We start from the raw sequence: 22,402 nt of genomic DNA, 5'->3' as shown, positions 1-22,402 counted from the left end.
GGCGCCCGTGTCACCCCGGGTCGACGGGTTCGCGCCCGGGGTGCGCGGGGTCGAGGGTGAAGATCGTGCCGTCGGAGGTGGAGAGGACCAGGGCGCCGCGGTTGAACCAGACGGTCGGCAGCAGGCCGCTGTTGCCGAGCACCTCGGCGCGGGCCGAGGACTCCCACAGGACGGTGCCCTTCGCCGCGTCGAGCGCGACCACCCGTCCGCTCATGCCCGCCATGTACACCGTGCGCCCCTTGGCGTCCACGGAGGCCTGGCCCGGTGACTCCAGGGTCGTGTGGCTCTCCCACAGCCGGGCCCCGGTCGTCGGCGAGAAGGCGGTGACCAGGCCGCTGGAGGTGGCGAGGTAGAGCGTGCCCCGGGCCAGGGTGGGCAGCCCGCCCCGGTACTTCTCGGGCAGCGGGACCAGGGTGCGCCTGCCGGTGTCGGGGTCGACGCGCACGATGCGGTGGTAGATCAGGTCGGGGCCGTTGTTGACGTCCTGGTCGTCCGATTCCAGGAAGAGCAGCTGTCCGGAGAGGGTGCCGACGAAACTGGCCGTCTGAGCGGGAGAGTCCAGGGTGCGCACCGAGCCGTCGGCGGGGTGGACGACGTAGAACCTCGTGGCGTGCGAGCCGTCCGACTGGTCGCCGCAGTCCACGTAGGGGAAGTCCCCCGCGGAGAGCATCGAGCAGAGCCAGCCCCGGGGCACGGGCACGTTCCGGCGCACGCTGCCGTCCCGTGCCGAGCGGACGGTGAACGTGGTGCCGTCGCCCTCCTGGGTCAGGGTGACCCCGTCGCCGTAGGCCGAGCCCAGGCTGTCGGTGCGGACCGCGTGGGACCACACCTCGGTGCCGTCCGAGGCCTTGAGCGCGAGGACGGACTGGGCCTTTCCCGCGCCGTTGTCGTCGGTGATCTGGAGTTCGACGAGGACCACCCCGTCGTCCACGCCGAGGACGGTCGTGATGTAGCGGTCGGCCGGTTCGCCCGCAGGGGCTATGCCGGAGCGCCAGCGGGTCCGGCCGGTGGTGGCGTCGACGCGGGTCGGGAGGAGGGCGGTGCCGCCGCAGTAGACGGAGGAGCCGTCCGAGACGCAGGAGGGCGAGGTGTCGCCCTCGTAGCCCGGCGCCTTCCGCACGCCCTGCTCGGCGGTGGCGGACACCGTTGTCTGCCAGGGCCGCCAGCCGGCGGGGAGGGCGCCCCAGCGGGATCCGGGGGACGCCGAGGACGTCGGGGACGTCGAGGAGCCGGTGCGTGCCTCGCCGTCGCCGGTCCCGGGGCCCAGCAGCAGGTAGGAGCCGGTCAGGGCCAGGGCGGTCACCGCGGCCGCGGCCAGCAGCAGGCGCGGGGCGCGGCGGCGGGGGCGGCGGCCGGTGACCGGCGGGGTGGTGGCGTCGGGGGCGAGGGCGTGGCCGGGACGGGTGGCGGGCAGGCGCAGGGTCATCGTCTGCGGTTCGGCGGACTCCGGTTCCGGCAGGGCCGCCGCGAACTCCCGGGCCAGGTCGTCGAGTCCGGGCCGGGCGGCGGGGTCCTTGGCCAGGCAGCGCTCCAGGACCGTGCGCAGCGGGCCGGTGACCCCGTCCAGGACGGGCTCGTTGTGGACCACCCGGTAGCCGGTCAGATAGGGGCTGTCGGCGTCGAAGGGGCCGCGTCCGGTGACGCAGTACACCAGCAGCGCGCCGAGCGAGAAGACGTCGGAGGCGGGGCCGACGGTACGGGCGTCGGTGAACTGCTCCGGGGACATGAACGGCGGGGTGCCGACCATCTGCCCGGTCTCGGTGAGGGTGTTGTGGTTCTCGGCGGCCCGGGAGATGCCGAAGTCGATGACGCGGGGGCCGTCCTCGGCGATCAGGACGTTGGCCGGTTTCAGGTCGCGGTGCACCACCCCGGCCCGGTGGATGTCCCGCAGCGCCTCCACCAGGCCGAGGGCCAGCGGCCGTAACTCGGTGACGCGGAGCGCGCCCTGCGAGCGGATGCGGGCGGCGAGGGAGGGGCCGGGCACGTACTGGGTGGCCATCCAGGGCGCCGGCGCGTCCGGGTCGGCGTCCAGGACGGGGGCGGTGAAGGCACCGCTCACCCGGCGGGCGGCCTCGATCTCCTGCCGGAAGCGGGCCCGGAAGACGGGGTCCTCGGCGTACTGGGCGTGCACCACCTTGACGGCGACCTCGCGCCCGGAACGCGACCGGCCCCGGTAGACGATGCCCATCCCGCCGGCCCCCAGCCGGTCGGCCAGCCTGTAGCCGCCGAGGGACCGCGGGTCGTCCTTGTGCAGCGGCACGCCCAAACTCCCCTTCCCCGCCCTGCAGTTCGCGGCGCCAGCATACGGAACGGCCGGGCGCGGACGGCGCCCTACGGCATCGGCGGCACCGGCGGCAGGGCGCGGACGGCGGCGAGGGCCGTCACCGGCGCGTCCGGGGCGGCGGGGTCAGTCCGTCCGGGGGCGTACCAGCCCCGACTCGTACGCGATCACCACGAGTTGGGCCCGGTCCCGGGCGCCGAGCTTGGCCATGGCCCGGTTCACGTGGGTCTTCACGGTCAGCGGGCTGACCTCCAGGCGTTCCGCGATCTCGTCGTTGGAGTGCCCGCCGGCGACCTGGACCAGGACCTCGCGCTCCCGTGAGGTGAGCGCGTCGAGCCGCTCGCCGCGGGCCGGGTCGCGGCCCTCGTCGCCGAGGTCGCCCTGGGCGAGGAAGCGGGCGATCAGGCCCTTGGTGGCCGTCGGGGAGAGCAGCGCCTCGCCGCCGGCGGCGACCCGGATGGCGCTCAGGAGTTCCTCGGGTTCGCTGCCCTTGCCGAGGAAGCCGGAGGCTCCCGCGCGCAGCGCCTGGACGACGTAGTCGTCGACCTCGAAGGTCGTCAGGATCACGACGCGGACATGCGCCAGGGCGGGGTCGGCGCTGATCAGCCGGGTGGCGGCCAGTCCGTCGGTGCCCGGCATCCGGATGTCCATCAGGACGACGTCGACCTCGCGCTCCCCGGTGAGCCGCACCGCCTCCGCGCCGTCGGAGGCCTCGCCGACCACCTCCATGTCGGGCTCGGAGTCGACGAGCACCCGGAACGCGCTGCGCAGCAGTGCCTGGTCGTCGGCGAGCAGGACACGGATCGTCATACGGAATCCCCCAGGGCGGCCGAACGGTCCTTCGCGCGACCGCTCGTACGGTCGCTCGTACGGTCGTTGGTGTCGGTCTTGACCGGCAGGATCGCATGGACGCGGAAGCCGCCGCCGTAGCGGGGGCCGGTGGTGAGGGTGCCGCGCAGGGCGGTGACGCGCTCGCGCATGCCCAGCAGGCCGTGGCCGCCGCCGGCCTCGGGGGCGGTGTCCTCGCCGGAGCCGTTGTCGAGGACGGTGACCTCGATGTGCGGTCCGACGCGTACGACGCTCACCTCGGCCTTGGCGTCGGGCCCGGCGTGCTTCTGCACGTTGGTCAGGGCCTCCTGGATGATCCGGTAGGCGGCCAGGTCGACGGCGGCGGGCGGGGTGGTGCCCTGGTCGGCGCGCGCGACCTCCACCTGGAGGCCGGCGTTGCGGAAGGTGTCGGCGAGCTCCTCCAGGAGGTGCAGGCCGGGGGCGGGCTCGGTCGGTGCCTCGGGGTCGCCGGACTGGCGGAGCAGGCCGACGGTGGCGCGCAGTTCGTTCAGCGCGGAGCGGCTGGCCTCGCGGACGTGGGCGAGGGCCTCCTTGGCCTGGTCGGGCCGCTTGTCCATGACGTGCGCGGCGACCCCGGCCTGCACGTTGACCAGGGCGATGTGGTGGGCGACGACGTCGTGCAGGTCGCGGGCGATCCGCAGCCGCTCCTCGGCGACCCGGCGGCGGGCCTCCTCCTCCCGGGTCCGCTCGGCGCGCTCGGCACGCTCACGGATGGCCTGGACGACGGCGCGGCGGCTGCGGACAGCGTCCCCGGCGGTGGCGCCGATGCCGGTCCAGGCGAAGATCGCGAGGTTCTCCTGGGCGTACCAGGGCAGCGGGCCCGCGACCATCGCGGCGGTGGTCAGCACGGTCATGGTGAGCAGGCCGGCCCACACGGTGGTACGGCGGTCGGTGGTGGCGGCGACGGTGAACAGGGCGATCACGGCCGCCATCGCGACGGGGGCGCGGGGGTCGCCCGTGACGCACTCCACGACGGAGGCGGCGCCGGTGACGGCCAGGACCGCCTTCGGGGCGTACCGGCGGAAGACCAGGGCCGCGGCGGCGAGCGTCATCAGGAGCAGGCTGAGCGGGTCCGGGGTGCGGACGCCCCAGGCGACGCCGTGCGTGCCGTGCGGGGCGGCGAAAGAGCTCACGACCATGCAGACGAGAGCACCCGCGGCGATGACCGCGTCCACGGCGAGTGGATGGGCGCCGGCTCTGCAGCGGGCTCTTTCGAGAGTGCTCACGTTCTGAACAGTACGGCGGGTCGGTGCGGGCCGGAACTGTCGGTTCGGCCCGCTGCGGGCACCCTCCCCGGGGGCTGCCGCCCCCGGACCCCCGCTTCGGCCTGAACGGCCTCGTCCTCAAACGCCGGACAGGCTGGAAAGGGTGCTCGCCGGCCTTCGTCCTCACGCGCGCCGGACGGGCTGTTTCCCAGCCGTCAGCCCGGAATCAGGCCGTCGTCCCGCAGCAGTGCCCTGACCTCCTCCAGGGTCGCGTCCGGGGACGGGAGGATCAGGTCGGAGGGTTCCAGGGCCTCGTCGGGGAGCGGGGCGCCCAGTTCCCGGACCTTGTCCAGGAGGGCGCCCAGGGTGTGGCGGAAGGCTGCCTCGTCGCCGGACTCGGTCTCCGCGAGGAGCTCGTCGTCCAGCTTGTTCAGTTCGGCGAGGTGGCTGTCGGCCAGCCTCACCTGGCCCTCCCCCATGATCCTCACGACCATGTCGGCCATGTCGCCCTCCAGGCGTCGGCTACTGCTTGTCGAAGCGCGGGGTGTCCTGCGGCTGCTGCGCCTGCTGGCCCTGACCGGTGCCGCCCTCGATCGCCTGCTGCGGCGAACCGCCGGCGAGCTCGGCCTTCATGCGCTGCAGCTCCAGCTCTACATCCGTACCACCGGACAGACGGTCCAGCTCGGCGGCGATGTCGTCCTTCGCCGTGCCGGTCGGGTCGTCGAGGGCGCCGGAGGCGAGCAGTTCGTCGATGGCGCCGGCACGGGCCTGGAGCTGCTGCGTCTTGTCCTCGGCACGCTGGATGGCGAGGCCGACGTCGCCCATCTCCTCGGAGATGCCGGTGAAGGCCTCGCCGATGCGGGTCTGCGCCTGGGCGGCGGTGTAGGTGGCCTTGATGGTCTCCTTCTTCGTACGGAAGGCGTCCACCTTGGCCTGCAGGCGCTGGGCCGCGAGGGTGAGCTTCTCCTCCTCGCCCTGGAGGGTGGCGTGCTGCGTCTCCAGGTCGGTCACCTGCTGCTGGAGGGCGGCGCGGCGGGAGAGCGCCTCGCGGGCGAGGTCCTCACGGCCGAGGGCGAGCGCCTTGCGGCCCTGGTCCTCCAGCTTGCCGGACTGCTGCTGGAGCTGGTTCAGCTGGAGTTCGAGCCGCTTGCGGCTGGTCGCCACGTCGGCGACGCCGCGGCGGACCTTCTGCAGCAGCTCGAGCTGCTTCTGGTACGAGTAGTCGAGGGTCTCGCGCGGGTCCTCGGCCCTGTCCAGGGCCTTGTTCGCCTTCGCGCGGAAGATCATCCCCATACGCTTCATGACACCGCTCATGGGCTTCGCGCGCCCCCTTCTGACGGACTCCAGCTCACAGATCCTGCGACAGGACCCACAGTACGGGCCCTGCCTCCATTACCGCACTGTTCGGGGACCGATGCGCTCATCCCCAAGGACGACTGCGGACAGCTCCGCTCCGGCACAGGTAGTAGGTGAACCCCGGACCGAAGCGTCTGCAACGTCCCCTCTGTCCCCCATGGAGACGTCTCGCGTTGCGGGATCGTTCCCCGCCGGACTAGGGCCCACACCCTTCCACCCCGTACCCTTGGGTTTTGTGTTCCGTAGCCGTGCCAAGGATGAGAAGGCCCCCGCCGACAAGGCGGTCGTGACCGACTCCAAGCAGACCCGTGACCCGCAGGCCCCCAAGGGCAGGCCCACGCCCAAGCGCAGTGAGGCCCAGACCCAGCGGCGCAGCGTGGCCAATACGCCGACCACGCGCAAGGACGCCGCCAAGCGTCAGCGCGACGAGCGGCGCACCGCCATGGAGCGGCAGCGCCAGGCGCTGGCCACCGGCGACGAGCGGTACCTGCCGGCCCGTGACAAGGGCCCGGTCCGCAGGTTCGCCCGTGACTGGATCGACTCGCGCTTCAACGTGGCGGAGTTCTTCCTGCCGCTGGCCGTGGTCATCCTGGTCATGAGTGTGGTCAACAACGCGGCGATCAAGAACATCGCGCTGCTGCTGTGGCTGGTCGTGATCGTGCTGATCGTGCTCGACGCGGCCGTCAGCGGTTTCCGGCTGCGCAAGCGCCTCGCCGAGCGGTTCCCGGACCAGAACCGCAAGGGCGCCGTCACCTACGGCCTGTTCCGCTCCCTCCAGATGCGCCGGCTCCGGCTGCCCAAGCCGCAGGTCAAGCGCGGAGAGCGGCCCTGAGCACAGAGCCGTTCTCCGGGGGTGCGGCGAAGGCCTGGCTGACCAAGCTGGGCGGGCTGCGTGATGTCGTACGACAGGAGCTGGTGGCCCGCCAGCTCGACGAGCAGATATCCGGGCGGTTCGCGGTCGGACAGCGGCTGCGGGTGCTCGACGTGGGCATGGGGCAGGGCACGCAGGCGCTGCGGCTGGCCCGGGCCGGTCATCAGGTGACCGGCGTCGAGCGGGAACCGGCGATGGTCGCGGCCGCCCGGGAGGCGCTGGCCGCCGAGCCGGTGGGCATCCGCGAGCGGGTGCGGATCGTCGAGGGGGACGGGCGGGACACGGGCGTCCACTTCCTGCCGGGCAGCTTCGACGTGGTCCTCTGCCACGGGGTGCTGATGTACGTCGAGGAGCCGGACGCGCTGCTCGCCGGGCTGGCCCGGATGCTGGCCCCGGGCGGGCTGCTGTCGCTGCTGGTGCGCAACGCCGACGCGCTGGCCATGCGGCCGGGGCTGAGCGGCGACTGGGCGGGGGCCCTCGGTGCCTTCGACACCGTCTCCTACCGCAACCGGCTGGGCCTGCACGTCCGGGCCGACCGCCTGGCCACCCTCACCGGCGCCCTCGCCGGGATCGGTGCCCCCTTGCAGTCCTGGTACGGCGTACGGGTGTTCACGGACACGGCCGCGGACGACGCCGGGCCTCCGGCCGACCTGGGCACACTGCTCGCGGCGGAGGAGCAGGCCGGGCGGACGGATCCGTACCGGTCGGTCGCGGCGCTGCTGCACCTGTGCGGGGTGCGCGGCTGATCTTCGCCCGGTGCCGCTGTGCCGCTCCTCGTTCGGGCCAGCAGCACGAGCCGGAGCGTCACCGCCACGGCGAGACTCGGTGCATGGACGCTTCCCCTGCCCGCCGGACCCGCCGTACGGCCGCCGTGCTCGGCTGCTGCTGCCTCGCCCTCGCCGCCGGGTGTTCCGCCTTCGGCAGCGACGCGGCCGGGGACACCTCGGCCGACCGGGCCGCCCGGGTGACGGGGGTCCCACTGGCAGCGACCGATCTGCAGGACCGCTACCAGAAGGTGATCAAGGACGTCCTGCCGTCGGTCGTGCAGATCCAGGCCAGCAGCGACCTGGGCTCCGGTGTCGTCTACGACGGCAACGGACACATCGTCACCAACGCGCACGTCGTGGGCAACGAGAAGAAGTTCAAGGTGACGACCGCCAACACGGAGGAACCGCTCACCGCGACGCTGGTGTACTCCTACCCCCAGCAGGACCTGGCGGTCATCCGGCTCGACAGGATCCCGGACGGGCTGAAGGCGGCCGCCTTCGGGGACACCGACAAGGTCCAGGTCGGCCAGATCACGCTGGCCATGGGATCGCCGCTCGGGCTGTCGTCCAGCGTGACCGAGGGGATCGTGTCGGCGACCGGGCGGACCGTCAGCGAGAACACCGCGGGCGGCGGCACGGGCGCCACCATCCCCAACATGGTGCAGACCTCGGCGGCCATCAACCCCGGCAACAGCGGGGGCGCGCTGGTCAACCTGGACGGCCAGGTCGTCGGCATCCCGACGCTCGCCGCGAGCGACCCCAACCTGGGCGGCAGCGCGGCACCGGGGATCGGGTTCGCCATCCCGGCGTCGATGGTGACGACGGTCGCCGACCAGATCATCAAGCAGGGCAAGGTCACCGACTCGGGGCGGGCCGCGCTCGGCATCAGCGGGCGCACGGTGGTCGACGTGAACTACCAGCCGGCCGGGGTGGCCGTGGTGACCGTGAAGCCGGGCGACGCGGCCGACAAGGCGGGCATCCGGCCCGGGGACATCATCACCAGGGTGGGGGACGACGACATCACCACCATCACCTCACTGGCCGAGTCGCTCGCCACGGACCGGCCGGGGCAGAAGACGACGGTGACGTACAGCCGGGACGGCATCGACCGGACGGTGGACGTGACGCTGGGCGAGCAGTGACGGCGGTCCGGGGCGACCGCGTTGAGCCGCCCCGGACCGGCGCGTCTCAGGATTCGTCAGCGTGCAGGCTCATCGGGCCGTAGATCTCGGTGGTGTCCTCGTAGAGCCGCACCTGGTCGGCGCCGCCGGCCAGCAGCGCCTTCCACTGCTCGCCGATCCAGGACTCGGCGTCGCCCTGGGTGGTGAACTCCTCGGGTTCCACCGCGGGCTGGACCTCCGTCCCGTCGGCCTTCTCGAACCGCCACGTCCATGCCGCCATGTAGGCCTCCTTTGATCCAACTGGTGCATCGTATGACGTGAGGTGGGGGCGTCGATACAACTCCGCAGGTTGTGGGGTGTCTGCGGGCGCGTGGGGGCTTGCCGCGCAGTTCCCCGCGCCCCTTTCAGGGACGCTGCACGCAGCGTCGGCCGCAAGGGCAGGTGAGAATCAGTTCCGTGGAAGTGACTCTGCTCGGTACCGGTGCTCCCGCGGGGCTGCCCAGTCCCGGTTGTCCCTGTGCGGCTTGTTCGGGTGCCGTCGGGGAGGATGCGCGGGCGGCTACCGCGGTGCTCGTCGACGGGACGCTGCTGCTCGATCTGACGCCCGGTGCGGCGTTCGCGGCGGCCCGGGCCGGGCGGTCCCTCGGGGGCGTGCGGCAGGTGCTGCTGTCGCATCCCCATGACGGGCCCGCCGTCGAGGTGCCGGCCGCGCTGCCGCAGCCGGCGCGGGTGCCGGACGGGCGGGAGCTGGCGCTGCTGACGGGGCATCGGGTGCGGGCGGTGGCGATGGACGCGGGCGGCACCGGGTACGCGGTGACCGGCCCCGACGGGCAACAGCTGCTGTATCTCCCGCCGGGCGGGGCGCCGGCCGGTCTGGAGAACGGGACCGCGGACTCGTACCACCTGGTGCTCCTCGACGTCGTCGGGCGCCCGGACGCGCTGGCTCGGCTGCGGGCGGTCGGCTCGGTGGGGCCGACCACGGATGTCGTCGCCGTCCATCTCGGACATGACGTGCCGCCCGGCGCGGAGTTGCGACGCCGGCTCGCGGCGGCCGGGGCGCGGGCGGTGCCGGACGGTACGACGCTGACGGTCGGGGTGTACGAGGACGTACCCGACGTGCCGCGGCGGACGCTGGTGCTGGGCGGGGCGCGGTCCGGGAAGTCCGTGGAGGCCGAACGGCGGCTGGAGTCCTTCCCCGACGTGCTGTACGTCGCCACGGGCGGTACCCGCGGCGGGGACACCGAGTGGGCGGCGCGGGTGGCCCTCCACCGGGAGCGGCGGCCGGGGTCGTGGCGTACGACGGAGACGTGCGACCTGGTGCCGTTGCTGGCGCAGGACGGGCCGCCGTTGCTGATCGACTGTCTGTCGCTGTGGCTGACGGACGCGATGGACTCCGTCGGGGCGTGGGACGACACGGAGTGGGCGTCGGGCGGGGAGAAGGCGCTGCGGGAGCGGGTGCGGGAGCTGACGGAGGCGGTGCGGGCGACGCGGCGGACGGTGGTGGCCGTGTCGAACGAGGTGGGGTCGGGGATCGTGCCGGCGACGGCGTCGGGGCGGCGGTACCGGGATGAACTGGGCCGCCTGAACGCGGCGTTCGCGGGCGAGTGCGAGCAGGTGGTGCTGGTGGTGGCGGGGCAGGTGGTGGTGCTGAGGTAGGGGGGTGGGGACGCTTACCGGCGCTGGCAGGGTGCCTCCCCCAGCCTTCGGCCGGGGGGACCCCAGCGCCCACCCGTGCCGCCCTGCGGCACGCCTGCCCGCAGCGAGGTCGTGCCCCGTAAGGGGCGCGGGGAACTGCGCGAGCAACCACCCACCGGCCCGCAGTCGGACCACGGCCGTCACCGCCCCTTTCTCGCGACGATCCGGTACGAGTTCGAGAAGGGTGTCCGGCGCAGCAGCGGAGCCAGCGCGTGGTCCAGCGTGGCCACCACGGCCACCAGCGGCGCAGCCACCCGCAGCCACCGCTTCGGCAGGACCTGCCCCAGGACCAGCCCGACCGCTGCCGAGATGTCGTACGGCAGGTGGGGCGATCTCCGGTCCGTTCCGACGATCTCGCAGCCCTGCGCCTCCAGCTCCGCCCGGAGGTTGTCCAGCGGCATGAGGTGCAGGTGCCGGGGCTGACCGTAGGGGATCCACCACCTGCCGAGGAGCCTGGCGAAGGCGCTCCGCGGGTTCGGGACGTCGATGAGGACGTGGCCGCCGGGGCGCAGTGCGGTGAGGGCGGCGCGCAGTTCGGCGCGTGGGTCGGGGGTGTGTTCCAGGTGGTGGAACATGCTGACGACGTCGTAGCGGGCGCGCAGCCTGGCCTGGACCTCCGGGGCGGCCAGGTAGCCGCAGTGGGCCTCCTCGACGCGTCCCTCGGCCTGGGCCCGCGCCACCCGGAGGGTCGGGTCCAGGCCGTCGAAGGCGGTGTAGGTGAAGAACTCCTTCGCCGTGCGCGGGAAGTGGGCGTGGCCCGTGCCGACGTCCAGCCAGCTCTCCGGCTCCGGCAGCGCCAGCATCACGCGGGCCGCGGCGCGGTGCCGGCGGCGGCCGGCGCGGGTGGTGTGGAGGCGGTCGGTGTAGTCCTCCAGGCGGCCCTCGTAGAAGTCCCGGTGGTAGAGGGCGAGGCCCTCCGGGGACAGGCGGGGGTTCTGGAAGACGTGCGCGCAGTCCCGGCACTCGTCGACGGTGAACGTGCCGGGCCGGTGGTGCAGGAGGTCGGACGTGCGCAGGCGGGTGCGCAGGCGCCTGGAGCCGCACCAGGGGCAGTCCTGGCGGCGCGGTTCGTGGAACCGGTCCGGCCCCGGGGCGAGTTCGGGCGTGGGCGGCGGCATGGGCGGCTCCCTGTACTCCCTGTGCTCCCTGAACGCAATCCACTGCAAACCGGAACGTATGGGATACCGATCTTGCGTGCCAAGACGCCGTGCGGGTGTGGTGGCGATCTGGCACCGAACCGTTCGTTCCGTGCCGGTACTGTTCGGCGAATGAGCTCGCTTAATCTCGACGACTTCACCGATCTGATCGAGCGCCCCGACGGCGGTGTGCGCCGTGACGCCGAGGCGCGCCGGGAGCGGCTGATCGTGCCGCCCGGGTCGCTGGGCCGCCTCGACGACCTGGGTGAGTGGCTGGCCGCCGCGCAGGGTTCGGTACCGGTACGACCGGTCGAACGGCCGCGGGTCCTGCTCTTCGCGGGAGACCACGGCGTCGCCGAACTCGGCGTCTCCGCACGGCCCGCGGGCAGCGCGGAGCTGCTGGTCCGGGCGATCCTGGAGGGCGGCAGCCCCGTGGCGGTGCTTGCCCGGCGGCTCGGGGTGCCGGTGCGGATCGTGGACATGGCGCTGGACTGCGACCCGGGCACGCTGCCCGAGGAGGTGGTACGGCACCGGGTGCGGCGGGGCAGCGGCCGTATCGACATCGAGGACGCGCTGCCCCTGGAGGAGGCCGAGGAGGCCTTCCGGGCGGGCGTCGCGCTGGCCGACGAGGAGGCCGACTCGGGGACCGATCTGGTGGTGCTCGGTGACGTCAGCGTCGGCGGCACCACGGCGGCCTCGGTGCTGGTCGCGGCGCTGTGCGGGACGGACGCGTCCGTGGTGACCGGTCGGGGCGGGCTCGCCATCGACGACCTCGCGTGGATGCGGAAGTGTGCGGCGATCCGGGATGCGCTGCGGCGGGCGCGGCCGGTGCTCGGGGACCAGTTGCAGTTGCTGGCGACGGTCGGCGGTGCCGATCTCGCGGCGATGACCGGGTTCCTGCTGCAGGCCGCGGTGCGGAAGCTGCCGGTGGTGCTGGACGGGGTGGTGGTGGCCGCGTGTGCGCTGGTCGCGCAGCGGATCGCGTTCCGGGCGCCGGACTGGTGGCTGGCCGGGCACGACAGCGGGGAGCCGGGGCAGGCGAAGGCGCTGGACCGGATGGCCCTGGAGCCGCTGCTGGAGCAGGGCGTGACGGTGGGCGAGGGGGCGGGCGCACTGCTGGCGCTGCCACTGGTCCAGGCCGCGGCGGCACTGGCGGCGGAGCTGCCGGAGAAGCCGGAGAAGGCGGAAGCCGAGGAGAAGCCGGAAGAGTAGCGGGGGCCTGGGGGGCAAGGCCGGGACGGCACCGCCGAGATGCGCCGTCCCGGTTGATCGCCGTTGCGGCGGACAGAAGAGACCGGCAGAGGCGTGAAGCCGACAGCCGAGAGGGACCGGCACACAGGAGAACCGGCGAGAAGGCGTACCGGCGAGAAGGGGAGTCGGTGAGGGGGCGGTGGCCGTAGCGCCCCGTCAGGGGCGCGGGGAACTGCGCGAGCAACCACAGGGGCGCGGCACCCGGCGCGCGGCCGGCACCCACGACGGCGGCACCCGGCGGGTTACCGGAACCCACGGCGGCGAGACCCGGCGGGTTACCGGTGCTCGCGGCGGCGAGACCCGTGGTTCGTGTGCGCGTGCGCCGGAAAAAGGGTGCGTGTGGCGGGGTTTGGGGCGAGGGCGCCCATATGATCGCTCTCCATGGGAGATGTCCGAATTGCCGTGGAGCGGAGCGAGGGACGTGGATCGGGGCGGCGGGGCGCCGGGGTTTCCGGGCGGGCCGCCGCCTTTGCCGTCTGGTACTTGCGGGCCGTCGCCTTCGTCAACTTCCTCAGCGCGGTCTGGCTTTCGCTGGGGCAGGACGTGCGGCGGCACAACCAGGAGAACTTCTTCACCCCGTACCTGCTGACGGCCGGCTTCGCCTCCGGCGTGTTCACCGCGTTCCTCGCGATCACGATGCGGCGCCGGAAGCGGGCTGCGTGGATTCTCAACCTCGTGCTGAGCGGGCTCTTCCTGGCACTGTTCGCGTTCGCCATGGCCTTTCCGGAGATCCGGCGGTACGCGCAGAACTGGATCTCGATCGTGCTGACCGCCGCCTTCGTGGGGGCGCTGCTCGTCGGACGGCGGGAGTTCTACGCCAAGGGCGACCGGTCCAACCCCCGCCTCGCCGCCACCGTCGCCGTGGGCGGCGGGCTCGTCGCCTCGCTGCTCGCCGCCCTCCTGGTCACCGTCACCAACCAGGCCCCGCAGGCCGGGCGTTCGACGTTCCCGGAGCGCTGGCACTACGGCACCCTCCGCCTGGTGTCGGTCGCCGCCGACCCCACCCGGTTCCCGTACATCGCGCCGCCCAACTGGGTGAACGTCGTCGTCAACGTGCTCAGCACGCTGCTCGTCCTCGCCGTCTTCTACGCCGCCTTCCGTTCCCGCCGCGCCGTCGACCCGATCACCGAGGACGACGAGAAGCGGCTGCGGGTGCTGCTGGAGCGGCACGGCGAGCGGGACTCGCTCGGGTACTTCGCGCTGCGGCGGGAGAAGAGCGTGGTGTGGTCGCCGACCGGGAAGGCGGCGGTGGCCTATCGGGTGGTGGGCGGGGTGAGCCTGGCCTCCGGGGATCCGATCGGGGATCCGGAGGCGTGGCCCGGGGCCATCGTGCCGTGGCTCGCCGAGGCGCGGGCGCACGGGTGGATCCCCGCGGTGATGGGGGCCGGCGAAGAGGCCGGGACCGTGTACGGGCGGCACGGGCTCGACGCGCTGGAACTCGGTGACGAGGCGATCGTCGAGGTCGCCGAGTTCACGCTGGAGGGGCGGGCGATGCGGACCGTCCGGCAGGCGTACAACCGGGTCGGGCGGGCGGGGTACGCGGTGCGGATCCGCCGCCACGAGGACATCCCGGCGGACGAGATGTCGTACCTGATCCGGCGGGCCGACGACTGGCGGGACGGGGCCGCCGAGCGCGGGTTCAGCATGGCGCTGGGGCGGCTCGGGGACGCCCGGGACGGACAGTGCGTGATGCTGGAGTGCACGGACGGGGAGGGGGAACTGCGGGCCCTGCTCTCCTTCGTGCCGTGGGGGCCGGGCGGGCTCTCCCTCGATCTCATGCGGCGGGACCGGAACTCCGACAACGGGCTGATGGAGTTCATGGTCATCGAACTGCTGCGGCGCGCCGGAGAGATCCGGATCACCCAGGTTTCGCTCAACTTCGCGATGTTCCGTTCGGTCTTCGAACGTGGTGCGCGTCTCGGCGCGGGGCCGGTGCTGCGGCTGTGGAGATCCTTGCTGAGCTTCTTCTCCCGGTGGTGGCAGATCGAGTCCCTGTACCGGGCCAACGCCAAGTACCGGCCCATCTGGGAACCCCGGTTCCTGCTCTTCGAGAAGAGCGCGGACCTGCCGCGCATCGGCCTGGCGTCGGCGCGCGCGGAGGGGTTCCTGGGGGCGGTGTCGTCGGGGCTGCCGAAGTGGCTGCACCGGCGGCACCTGGACACCGAACGGGACGCGCACCGGGACACCCGGCGAGACACGCACGGATGAGGACCACCGCATGAAGCCGCTCGCCCGCTGGGCCCGCGCCGAATGGGGGCTGTTGTACGCCACCGTGCGCGGCCCGCTGGCGAAGCGCCGGCTGGGGGCGGTGCCCATGACGGCCGGGGCGGTGTGCCTGACCGCGCTGCTGCAGTTCGCGCAGAACCAGTCGTGGGGTTACCGCTTCGTGCAGGACGCGGGGGCGGTGCGCGCCGCGGACCCGCTGTGGGCGGCCCTGCTGCGCACCCCGCTGTCGCTGTTCGTGCCGGCGCTGGACCTTCCGGTGTGGGGCGCGCTGGTGCAGGTCCTGGTGGTGTTCGGCATCGCCGAGGTGTGCCTGGGCTGGTGGCGGACCCTGGCCGTCGCGTACGTGGCGACCCTCGCCGGCACCCTGTACGCCCGGCTCGGCATCGCGCTGGGGCCGCACGCTCCGCCGGGTCTGCCGGTTTCCGACGCCCGGGTCGTGGACACCGGGCCGTCGGCCGCCGTCGTCGGGCTCGCGGTCTACCTGGGCTGGCGGTACGGCGCCTATGTCACCGCCGGTGCGGTGGCGGCCGCGATGGCGGTCGAGGTGGCACTGAAGGACAACCTCGCCGGCAAGGAGCACCTGGCGGCCATCGCGGGCGTGGCGGTGCTGTGCGCGGTGGTGCCGGTGGGGATGCGGCTGTGGCACCGGCGGCGTCAGCGGCGGCCGGGGTCGGGCCCAGGGCCGGGTCCGGGGGCGGGACCGGGGCCGGGGCCGGGGCCGGGGCCGGGCAGCCGTAGCGGTTCGGGGCTGTCGGGTTTGCCGCCGATCCAGTCCTGAAGGGGCCGGGTGAGCCGGGACCAGCGGCGGTCGTGGTGGTAGGCGCGCAGTCCGGCCCTGGCCCTGGCGCGCGGCCGGTTGCCGTAGAAGCGGCGGGCCCAGGCCGAGCCGGGGCGGGCCAGCCGGGCCGCGCCGACGAGGCCGACCAGCGGGACGATCACCCCGAAGATCGCGATGCGGGCCTTGCCCTTGCTCAGGGCGACGAGGGAGAAGGCGAAGTTGGCCACGACGTTCGCGATGACGGCGCCCCGGTCCTGGAGTTCGTCCGCCGAGAGGTCGTTGACGCCGAACGGCGAGAACCCGGCGAGCAACAACCCCACCAGAGCTGCCGTGATGACGACGACCTCGACACTCTTGCGGCCCTCCTCGGTCCAGTAGACGTCGCCCAGGTGCAGGATCAGCGCGAACTCGTCGAGGACCAGTCCGGCGCCGATCCCGAAGACGATCGCGGCGAGGGCCGCGCCGAGGCCGTTGCGGGAACTGGCGACCGCGCCGAAGCCGCCGACGACGACGAGGACGACCCCGGGGACCACGTGGTGGATGTGCAGCCCGCCCGCCCGCACGTTGCCGAACGGGCCCTTGCCGGCACGGATCAGCCGGGTGATGACCCGTGTGATCACGAAGGTCAGGACGAAGGCGGCCAGGGCCAGCAGCAACGGGAGTTTGCCCGGCTCGACGATGTTCCGCTCCAGCCAATGTCCCATGTGCGCACTTTATCCCCGGCTCGGGGTCGGGCCGCCGGTCCGGCCGCCGGTCCCACCGGGAGCCCGGCCGGGGACGCAGCCGGGGACGCGGCCAGGAGCGCGGCCGGGGGCGCGGCCCTTCCTGATCACCCGATAACCTGCGCCGATGGCTGCAACCTCTGCGACTCCCTGGCCGGACGGCCTCCGCTTCGCCTTCGGCACGCTCACCGTGTTCCCCGTGAAGGTCACCCGCTGGGACCGCGAGGCGGCCCGCGGCGGCATGCTGTCCGCTCCGCTGGCCGGCCTCGCGGTCGGGGTCTGCGCGGGGGCGGTCGGTGCGCTGCTGGTGGCGCTCGGCGCGAGCGCGCTGGTGGCCGCGGTCGCCGCAGTCGCCGTACCGGCCGTGCTCACCCGGGGGTTGCACCTGGACGGCCTCGCCGACACCGCCGACGGCCTCGGCAGCGGCAAGCCCGCCGAGGACGCCCTGCGGATCATGAAGCAGTCGGACATCGGGCCGTTCGGGGTGATCACGCTCGTCCTCGTCCTGCTCGGGCAGGTGGCCGCGCTGGCCCAGGCGTACGGCGACGGGTGGGCGCGGGGCGCCCTGGCGGCGGTCGTCGCGGCGACGGTGGCCCGGCTGGCGCTGACGCTGGCCGCGGTGGAGGGCGTGCCCGCCGCCCGGCCGGAGGGGCTGGGGGCGGCGGTGGCCGGCGTGGTGCCCAAGGTGGGGGCGACCGTGGTCACGTTCGCGGTGATGCTCCTGGCGGCGGGCGCCGGGGCGCTGGTCGGGCCGGGCGACAGCCTGCGGGCGCTGCTCGCGGTGGTGGTGGCCGAGGCCGCGACGGACGGACTGCTGCGGCACTGCAGGCGGCGGTTCGGCGGGGTCACGGGGGACGTGTTCGGGGCGCTCGCGGAGACGGCGGCCACCGCGGCGCTCGTGGTGTTCTCGCTGGGGAGTCTCTGAAGGGGCGCCTCAGCAGGCCTTCCGCCACACCCCCAGCTCGTACTTCTTCTCCAGCGAACTCAGCCGCAGCTTGCGGGACTGGGCGCAGAACCTGCTCGTCGGCAGCTCGTACTCCACGTGGAAGACCGCCTTGTCCGCCTCGACGAACGGCTTCAGGTCGGCGCACTCGCCGTACTGGGCGCACTGCTCGTTCACCGCGAAGTCGAAGTCCCCCACCAGCTGCGGGATCTGGTCCAGGTCGTTCTTCAGACCGACCGACATGCCCCGGTCGTGCGCGAGCCGGGCGATGAGCCGGTTGTAGCGGAGCTGGTCGGCGGCCGTGAGGGGGAAGCCCGTGCGGTTCCGGTAGCCGTCCATGTTGTCGGGCTCCACCGCGTCGAAGCCCTTGTCCCTGCACATGTCGAAGCGGGCCGCCATCAACGGCTTCAGCACGTCCGTACGGCGGATGTCCAGCCAGCGCTCGCCCTCCCAGCCGTTGCCGCGGCCGAGCACCGACGCGGGGAACTTCTTCGCGTCGGGGCGCCAGTCCTCGTACGCGCCGGTCGATATGTAGCAGATGACCTTGCGGCCCTTGCCGTGCAGCGTGGCGACCGTCGCCCGGGACTGGTCGAAGCCGTCGATGTCGTAGACGGACGCCTTGACCGAGGTGTCGACACGGCCGCTCAGCTGCCACTGCCAGCTGATGCCCGGTCTCGGCTGCCAGCGTCCGGCGTCGTCCGGGGCCCGGGTGCAGCCGGCGAGCAGGGCCAGGAGGGCGAGCAGCGGGACGGTGCGGAGGTTCACCGGACGGGCTCCAAAGGGTGCGGCGAGGTACCCGACGGATGATCTCCCATCCCGGGCACGGCGCGGTGCACCGGGGCCCCGTGCGCGGGCGAGCGGCGGGAAACCGGCGGGAACCGTGCGAACGGACGCCTGCCGCGGGCCCGTTGTGGCCGCTCGCGCCCACGAGGCCGGAGCCGGGCATGGATACGGTCCCGCGCCCCTGAACGGGCGCTCCGCCTCCGGCGCGACGGAAAGTGGCTACGACGCCACCCCCAGGTGAACACCCGCAGGAATGAGCGAACGCATACACACGCGTAGGCTCGTCCCGGGTGTTCGCCGACGGGGGTGAAGGCCCCGGTCGCAACGCGCCCCGAGGGCACTCCTCGGGGTCGCCTCCCCGGGCCCGGTCGACCCACCCGCTCGGCCACTGCAACTCAACATCGGAAGCGAGATTCCACCACCGTGACTGCTCTCACTCTCAGCACCTCAGCGGCGCCCGGCCTCCGGGCCGACGCGATCGTGATCGGTGTCGCCAAGGGCGCCAAGGGCCCGGTCGTCGCCCCGGGTGCCGAAGCCGTGGACACGGCCTACGACGGCAGGCTGGCCGCCGTCCTGGAGACCCTCGGTGCCTCGGGTGCCGAGGGCGAACTGACGAAGCTGCCCGCTCCGGCCGGCTTCAAGGCCCCGCTGGTCATCGCGGTGGGCCTGGGCGCCGAGCCCGGCCGGGACGCGGACTACGAGGCCGAGGCGCTGCGCCGGGCGGCCGGTGTCGCCGCCCGCGCGCTGGCCGGGGCCAAGAAGGCGGCCTTCGCGCTGCCCGTCGAGGACCCGGCCGCCGTGGGCGCGATCGGCGAGGGCGTGCTGCTCGGCGCCTACTCCTTCGACACCTACAAGGACAACGGTGCCGGCGCCGGCAAGAGCGCGAAGGCGAAGAACGGCCGGGCGCCGCTCGCCGAGGGCGTGCTGCTCGGCGGCAAGCCGCGGGACGCGGCCCACAAGGCGGCCCTGGCCCGCGCCACGGCCGTCTCCGAGGAACTCAACCGGGCCCGCGACCTGGTCAACACCCCGCCGAACGACCTCACGCCGGCGGCGTTCGCCGCGATCGCCCAGGGCGCGGCCAAGGAGCACGGCCTCAAGATCCAGGTGCTCGACGACAAGGCGCTCGCCAAGGACGGGTACGGCGGCATCCTCGGCGTCGGCGGCGGCTCGGCCGCGACCCCGCGGCTGGTGAAGCTGTCGTACACGCACGCCGACGCGGACAAGCACCTCGCCTTCGTCGGCAAGGGCATCACCTACGACTCGGGCGGCATCTCGCTCAAGCCGGCCGGCCACAACGAGACGATGAAGTGCGACATGAGCGGCGCGGCGGCGGTGTTCGCGGCCGTCGTCACGGCGGCGCGGCTCGGCCTGCCGGTCAACGTGACCGGGTGGCTGGCGCTGGCCGAGAACATGCCGTCCGGCACCGCCGTGCGCCCGGGTGACGTGCTGCGCATGTACAGCGGCAAGACCGTCGAGGTGCTCAACACGGACGCGGAGGGCCGGCTGGTGCTCGCCGACGCGCTGTGGGCGGCGTCGGCGGAGCAGCCGGACGCGATCGTGGACGTGGCGACGCTGACCGGCGCGATGATGCTGGCGCTGGGCAGCCGGACGTTCGGGATCATGGCCAACGACGACGCGTTCCGCTCCGCGGTGCACGAGGCCGCGGAGGAGGTGGGCGAGCCGGCGTGGCCGATGCCGCTGCCGGAGCACCTGCGCAAGGGGATGGACTCCCCGACGGCGGACATCGCCAACATGGGCGAGCGGATGGGCGGCGGCCTGGTCGCGGGCCTCTTCCTGCGCGAGTTCGTGGGCGAGGGGATCACCTGGGCGCACCTGGACATCGCGGGGCCGGCCTTCAACGAGGGCGGCGCCTTCGGCTACACGCCCAAGGGGGGCACGGGGTCGGCGGTGCGGACGCTGGTGCGGCTGGCGGAGCTGACCGCCGAGGGCGACCTGGGCTGACGTCGGTTTTTGTCGACGGGACCTCGCACGCGGGTAGGGCGAGGTCCCGTCGCCCATCGACTCGGTCCGGTCCGTCGTCCGGCGACTGCGGGCCGTGGAGGGTTGCTCGCGCAGTTCCCCGCGCCCCTGCGGGGCGCTGCGTGTGGTGTCTCACACCCCGGCCCCGCGTCTCGTTCACCTCCGACAAGTGCGAAGATGGGGCTCGGCAGGACAGGGCCCCACCCACAGGGCCGAAGAAGAGCGGCCGGACACCAGCCGCCGACCGGTCACCGTTGACCGGCGTACGGCGCACATGCATGGAGGACGTGACGTGGCGAACGACGCCAGCACCGTTTTCGACCTAGTGATCCTCGGCGGTGGTAGCGGTGGTTACGCCGCGGCCCTGCGCGGGGCGCAGCTGGGCCTGGACGTCGCCCTGATCGAGAAGGACAAGGTCGGCGGTACCTGCCTGCACCGGGGTTGCATCCCCACCAAGGCCCTGCTGCACGCGGGCGAGATCGCCGACCAGGCCCGCGAGAGCGAGCAGTTCGGTGTCAAGGCCACCTTCGAGGGCATCGACGTCCCCGCCGTGCACAAGTACAAGGACGGCGTCATCGCCGGTCTGTACAAGGGCCTGCAGGGTCTGATCGCCTCGCGCAAGGTGACGTACATCGAGGGCACGGGGCGGCTGTCCTCCCCGACCTCCGTGGACGTGAACGGCCAGCGCATCCAGGGCCGTCACGTGCTCCTCGCGACCGGCTCCGTGCCGAAGTCGCTGCCGGGCCTGGAGATCGACGGCAACCGGATCATCTCCTCCGACCACGCCCTCGTCCTGGACCGCGTGCCCAAGTCCGCGATCATCCTCGGCGGCGGGGTCATCGGCGTCGAGTTCGCCTCCGCCTGGAAGTCCTTCGGTGCCGACGTCACCGTCATCGAGGGCCTCAAGCACCTCGTCCCGGTCGAGGACGAGAACTCCTCCAAGCTTCTTGAGCGCGCGTTCCGCAAGCGCGGCATCAAGTTCAACCTGGGCACCTTCTTCTCGAAGGCCGAGTACACCGCCGACGGCGTCAAGGTCACCCTCGCCGACGGCAAGGAGTTCGAGGCCGAGGTCCTGCTGGTGGCGGTGGGCCGCGGGCCCGTCTCCGCCGGTCTCGGCTACGAGGAGCAGGGTGTCGCCATGGACCGCGGCTATGTCCTGGTCGACGAGTACATGCGGACCAACGTCCCGACCGTCTCCGCCGTCGGCGACCTGGTCCCGACCCTCCAGCTCGCGCACGTCGGCTTCGCCGAGGGCATCCTGGTGGCGGAGCGCCTGGCCGGTCTGAAGACCGTCCCGATCGACTACGACGGTGTCCCCCGGGTGACGTACTGCCACCCCGAGGTCGCCTCCGTGGGTATCACCGAGGCCAAGGCCAAGGAGATCTACGGCGCGGACAAGGTCGTCGCTCTCAAGTACAACCTGGCGGGCAACGGCAAGAGCAAGATCCTGAACACCGCGGGCGAGATCAAGCTCGTCCAGGTGAAGGACGGTGCCGTGGTCGGCGTCCACATGGTCGGCGACCGCATGGGCGAGCAGGTCGGCGAGGCCCAGCTGATCTACAACTGGGAGGCGCTGCCCGCCGAGGTCGCCCAGCTCATCCACGCCCACCCGACGCAGAACGAGGCGATGGGCGAGGCCCACCTGGCCCTGGCCGGCAAGCCGCTGCACTCGCACGACTGACCCTCGGTCGACACAAGCGACGACTCAGACTTCCGCAATTCGTAAGGAGCAACCGAAACCATGGCGGTTTCCGTAACCCTTCCGGCGCTCGGCGAGAGCGTCACCGAGGGCACTGTCACCCGCTGGCTGAAGGCCGAGGGCGAGCGCGTCGAGGCCGACGAGCCGCTGCTCGAGGTGTCGACCGACAAGGTCGACACCGAGATCCCGGCCCCCGCCTCGGGCGTGCTGGCCTCGATCAAGGTCGCCGAGGACGAGACGGTCGAGGTCGGCGCCGAGCTGGCCATCATCGACGACGGCACCGGCGCCCCGGCCGCCGCTGCGGCCCCGGCCGCCGAGCCCGTCGCCGCTCCGGCTCCGGCCGCCCCGGCCCCCGCGCCGGTCGCCGAGGCCCCTGCGGCCCCCGCCCCGGCCCCCGTTGCCGCTGCCCCCGCCGCTCCGGCCGGTGGCGCGTCCGGCACGGACGTGGTCCTGCCCGCGCTCGGTGAGTCCGTCACCGAGGGCACCGTCACCCGCTGGCTGAAGTCGGTCGGCGACTCCGTCGAGGCCGACGAGCCGCTGCTCGAGGTCTCGACCGACAAGGTCGACACCGAGATCCCGGCGCCCACCTCGGGTGTGCTCCTTGAGATCACGGTCGGCGAGGACGAGACCGCCGAGGTCGGCGCCAAGCTCGCCGTCATCGGCGCCCCGGGTGCCGCTCCGGCGGCCGCCCCCGCCCCGCCCCCCACCAGTTGGCGCGCACTGCCATGACGGTGGTGGG

General features: G+C 73.2%; 18 protein-coding genes and 2 pseudogenes. 11 read left to right on the top strand and 9 right to left on the bottom strand.

All coding sequences use genetic code 11. From position 1 onward, the window contains the following. Positions 1–10: 10 nt before the first annotated feature. The 5 genes from ABZ887_RS06160 to ABZ887_RS06140 form a co-directional block, all read right to left on the bottom strand. Positions 11–2,260 carry a PQQ-binding-like beta-propeller repeat protein gene (locus tag ABZ887_RS06160; RefSeq protein WP_361283419.1) on the bottom strand — a complete coding sequence of 750 codons (2,250 nt, stop codon included), beginning with the start codon at positions 2,258–2,260 and terminating at the stop codon, positions 11–13. Positions 2,261–2,407: 147 nt separating this feature from the next. Then, positions 2,408–3,091: a response regulator transcription factor gene (locus ABZ887_RS06155; protein ID WP_361283417.1), complete on the bottom strand. Its 684-nt coding sequence runs from the start codon at positions 3,089–3,091 to the stop codon at positions 2,408–2,410. Continuing rightward, entirely contained in the window at positions 3,088–4,356 is a 1,269-nt protein-coding gene (locus ABZ887_RS06150; RefSeq protein ID WP_361283415.1) for a sensor histidine kinase, read from the bottom strand. The genes ABZ887_RS06155 and ABZ887_RS06150 overlap by 4 nt, the downstream gene beginning before the upstream one ends. Positions 4,357–4,550: 194 nt before the next feature. Then, entirely contained in the window at positions 4,551–4,829 is a 279-nt protein-coding gene (locus ABZ887_RS06145; RefSeq protein WP_361284576.1) for a hypothetical protein, read from the bottom strand. 28 nt (positions 4,830–4,857) lie between these two features. Next, positions 4,858–5,649 (bottom strand): PspA/IM30 family protein, encoded by a 792-nt coding sequence (locus tag ABZ887_RS06140; protein ID WP_361283413.1) that lies wholly within the window; start codon positions 5,647–5,649, stop codon positions 4,858–4,860. Positions 5,650–5,848: 199 nt separating this feature from the next. Between ABZ887_RS06140 and ABZ887_RS06135 the strand changes: the two genes are divergently transcribed. From ABZ887_RS06135 to ABZ887_RS06125, 3 genes are all read left to right on the top strand, one after another. Beyond that, a complete protein-coding gene (locus ABZ887_RS06135; protein WP_361283411.1) occupies positions 5,849–6,523 on the top strand; it encodes a DUF3043 domain-containing protein in 675 nt (224 codons plus the stop codon). Positions 6,524–6,606: 83 nt separating this feature from the next. Then, positions 6,607–7,308: a methyltransferase domain-containing protein gene (locus ABZ887_RS06130; protein WP_361283409.1), complete on the top strand. Its 702-nt coding sequence runs from the start codon at positions 6,607–6,609 to the stop codon at positions 7,306–7,308. 83 nt (positions 7,309–7,391) lie between these two features. After that, complete coding sequence (locus tag ABZ887_RS06125) at positions 7,392–8,471, top strand: trypsin-like peptidase domain-containing protein (RefSeq protein ID WP_361283407.1); 1,080 nt, start codon at positions 7,392–7,394, stop codon at positions 8,469–8,471. A gap of 46 nt (positions 8,472–8,517) precedes the next feature. Here ABZ887_RS06125 and ABZ887_RS06120 read toward each other — a convergent pair whose 3' ends face one another. Next, positions 8,518–8,730, bottom strand: a complete 213-nt coding sequence (locus ABZ887_RS06120) for a hypothetical protein (RefSeq protein ID WP_361283405.1) — start codon at positions 8,728–8,730, stop codon at positions 8,518–8,520. Positions 8,731–8,906: 176 nt separating this feature from the next. Here ABZ887_RS06120 and ABZ887_RS06115 point away from each other — a divergent pair, with 176 nt between their 5' ends. Continuing rightward, positions 8,907–10,106 carry a bifunctional adenosylcobinamide kinase/adenosylcobinamide-phosphate guanylyltransferase gene (locus ABZ887_RS06115; protein ID WP_361283403.1) on the top strand — a complete coding sequence of 400 codons (1,200 nt, stop codon included), beginning with the start codon at positions 8,907–8,909 and terminating at the stop codon, positions 10,104–10,106. A 179-nt stretch (positions 10,107–10,285) separates the two neighbouring features. Here ABZ887_RS06115 and ABZ887_RS06110 read toward each other — a convergent pair whose 3' ends face one another. After that, on the bottom strand, positions 10,286–11,263 hold the full coding sequence (locus ABZ887_RS06110) for a class I SAM-dependent methyltransferase (protein ID WP_361283401.1): 978 nt from the start codon (positions 11,261–11,263) through the stop codon (positions 10,286–10,288). Positions 11,264–11,413: 150 nt separating this feature from the next. On the opposite strand from ABZ887_RS06110, the gene cobT reads away from it, so the two are divergent. From cobT to ABZ887_RS06095, 3 genes and pseudogenes are all read left to right on the top strand, one after another. Then, complete coding sequence (gene cobT, locus ABZ887_RS06105; RefSeq protein WP_361283399.1) at positions 11,414–12,493, top strand: nicotinate-nucleotide--dimethylbenzimidazole phosphoribosyltransferase; 1,080 nt, start codon at positions 11,414–11,416, stop codon at positions 12,491–12,493. 420 nt (positions 12,494–12,913) lie between these two features. Beyond that, positions 12,914–14,740 carry a phosphatidylglycerol lysyltransferase domain-containing protein gene (locus ABZ887_RS06100; RefSeq protein ID WP_361283397.1) on the top strand — a complete coding sequence of 609 codons (1,827 nt, stop codon included), beginning with the start codon at positions 12,914–12,916 and terminating at the stop codon, positions 14,738–14,740. A 10-nt stretch (positions 14,741–14,750) separates the two neighbouring features. Further along, positions 14,751–15,377 (top strand): annotated as a pseudogene (locus ABZ887_RS06095) (hypothetical protein); the annotation flags it as partial. A gap of 35 nt (positions 15,378–15,412) precedes the next feature. On the opposite strand, the gene ABZ887_RS06090 reads toward ABZ887_RS06095, so the two are convergent. Next, the gene (locus tag ABZ887_RS06090) at positions 15,413–16,240 is read right to left on the bottom strand and encodes a hypothetical protein (protein WP_361283395.1); all 828 of its coding nucleotides are present in this window, start codon (positions 16,238–16,240) and stop codon (positions 15,413–15,415) included. A 145-nt stretch (positions 16,241–16,385) separates the two neighbouring features. Between ABZ887_RS06090 and ABZ887_RS06085 the strand changes: the two genes are divergently transcribed. Beyond that, complete coding sequence (locus ABZ887_RS06085) at positions 16,386–17,183, top strand: adenosylcobinamide-GDP ribazoletransferase (RefSeq protein WP_361283393.1); 798 nt, start codon at positions 16,386–16,388, stop codon at positions 17,181–17,183. A gap of 9 nt (positions 17,184–17,192) precedes the next feature. Here the strand turns inward: ABZ887_RS06085 and ABZ887_RS06080 are convergent, their stop codons facing one another. Then, on the bottom strand, positions 17,193–17,966 hold the full coding sequence (locus ABZ887_RS06080) for an endo alpha-1,4 polygalactosaminidase (RefSeq protein WP_361283391.1): 774 nt from the start codon (positions 17,964–17,966) through the stop codon (positions 17,193–17,195). A 441-nt stretch (positions 17,967–18,407) separates the two neighbouring features. On the opposite strand from ABZ887_RS06080, the gene ABZ887_RS06075 reads away from it, so the two are divergent. The 3 genes and pseudogenes from ABZ887_RS06075 to ABZ887_RS06065 form a co-directional block, all read left to right on the top strand. Beyond that, complete coding sequence (locus ABZ887_RS06075) at positions 18,408–19,946, top strand: leucyl aminopeptidase (protein ID WP_361283389.1); 1,539 nt, start codon at positions 18,408–18,410, stop codon at positions 19,944–19,946. A gap of 310 nt (positions 19,947–20,256) precedes the next feature. Further along, positions 20,257–21,645 (top strand): dihydrolipoyl dehydrogenase, encoded by a 1,389-nt coding sequence (lpdA, locus tag ABZ887_RS06070; protein ID WP_361283387.1) that lies wholly within the window; start codon positions 20,257–20,259, stop codon positions 21,643–21,645. A 60-nt stretch (positions 21,646–21,705) separates the two neighbouring features. Continuing rightward, positions 21,706–22,359 (top strand): annotated as a pseudogene (locus tag ABZ887_RS06065) (biotin/lipoyl-containing protein); the annotation flags it as partial. Positions 22,360–22,402: the final 43 nt, after the last annotated feature.

It is taken from the genome of Streptomyces sp. NPDC047061 (assembly GCF_040643955.1).
GTDB lineage: Bacteria > Actinomycetota > Actinomycetes > Streptomycetales > Streptomycetaceae > Streptomyces.
This window is presented reverse-complemented; position numbering and strand designations above follow the sequence as displayed.

Bases quoted from the DNA above. Each gene is read 5' to 3' on its own strand.
- ABZ887_RS06125 (WP_361283407.1), top strand. From the start codon at position 7,392: ATGGACGCTTCCCCTGCCCGCCGGACCCGCCGTACGGCCGCCGTGCTC.
- ABZ887_RS06100 (WP_361283397.1), top strand. From the start codon at position 12,914: ATGGGAGATGTCCGAATTGCCGTGGAGCGGAGCGAGGGACGTGGATCG.
- ABZ887_RS06110 (WP_361283401.1), bottom strand. From the start codon at position 11,263: ATGCCGCCGCCCACGCCCGAACTCGCCCCGGGGCCGGACCGGTTCCAC.
- ABZ887_RS06155 (WP_361283417.1), bottom strand. From the start codon at position 3,091: ATGACGATCCGTGTCCTGCTCGCCGACGACCAGGCACTGCTGCGCAGC.
- ABZ887_RS06120 (WP_361283405.1), bottom strand. From the start codon at position 8,730: ATGGCGGCATGGACGTGGCGGTTCGAGAAGGCCGACGGGACGGAGGTC.
- cobT (WP_361283399.1), top strand. From the start codon at position 11,414: ATGAGCTCGCTTAATCTCGACGACTTCACCGATCTGATCGAGCGCCCC.
- ABZ887_RS06140 (WP_361283413.1), bottom strand. From the start codon at position 5,649: ATGAGCGGTGTCATGAAGCGTATGGGGATGATCTTCCGCGCGAAGGCG.
- ABZ887_RS06135 (WP_361283411.1), top strand. From the start codon at position 5,849: ATGGAGACGTCTCGCGTTGCGGGATCGTTCCCCGCCGGACTAGGGCCC.
- ABZ887_RS06090 (WP_361283395.1), bottom strand. From the start codon at position 16,240: ATGGGACATTGGCTGGAGCGGAACATCGTCGAGCCGGGCAAACTCCCG.
- ABZ887_RS06085 (WP_361283393.1), top strand. From the start codon at position 16,386: ATGGCTGCAACCTCTGCGACTCCCTGGCCGGACGGCCTCCGCTTCGCC.
- ABZ887_RS06145 (WP_361284576.1), bottom strand. From the start codon at position 4,829: ATGGTCGTGAGGATCATGGGGGAGGGCCAGGTGAGGCTGGCCGACAGC.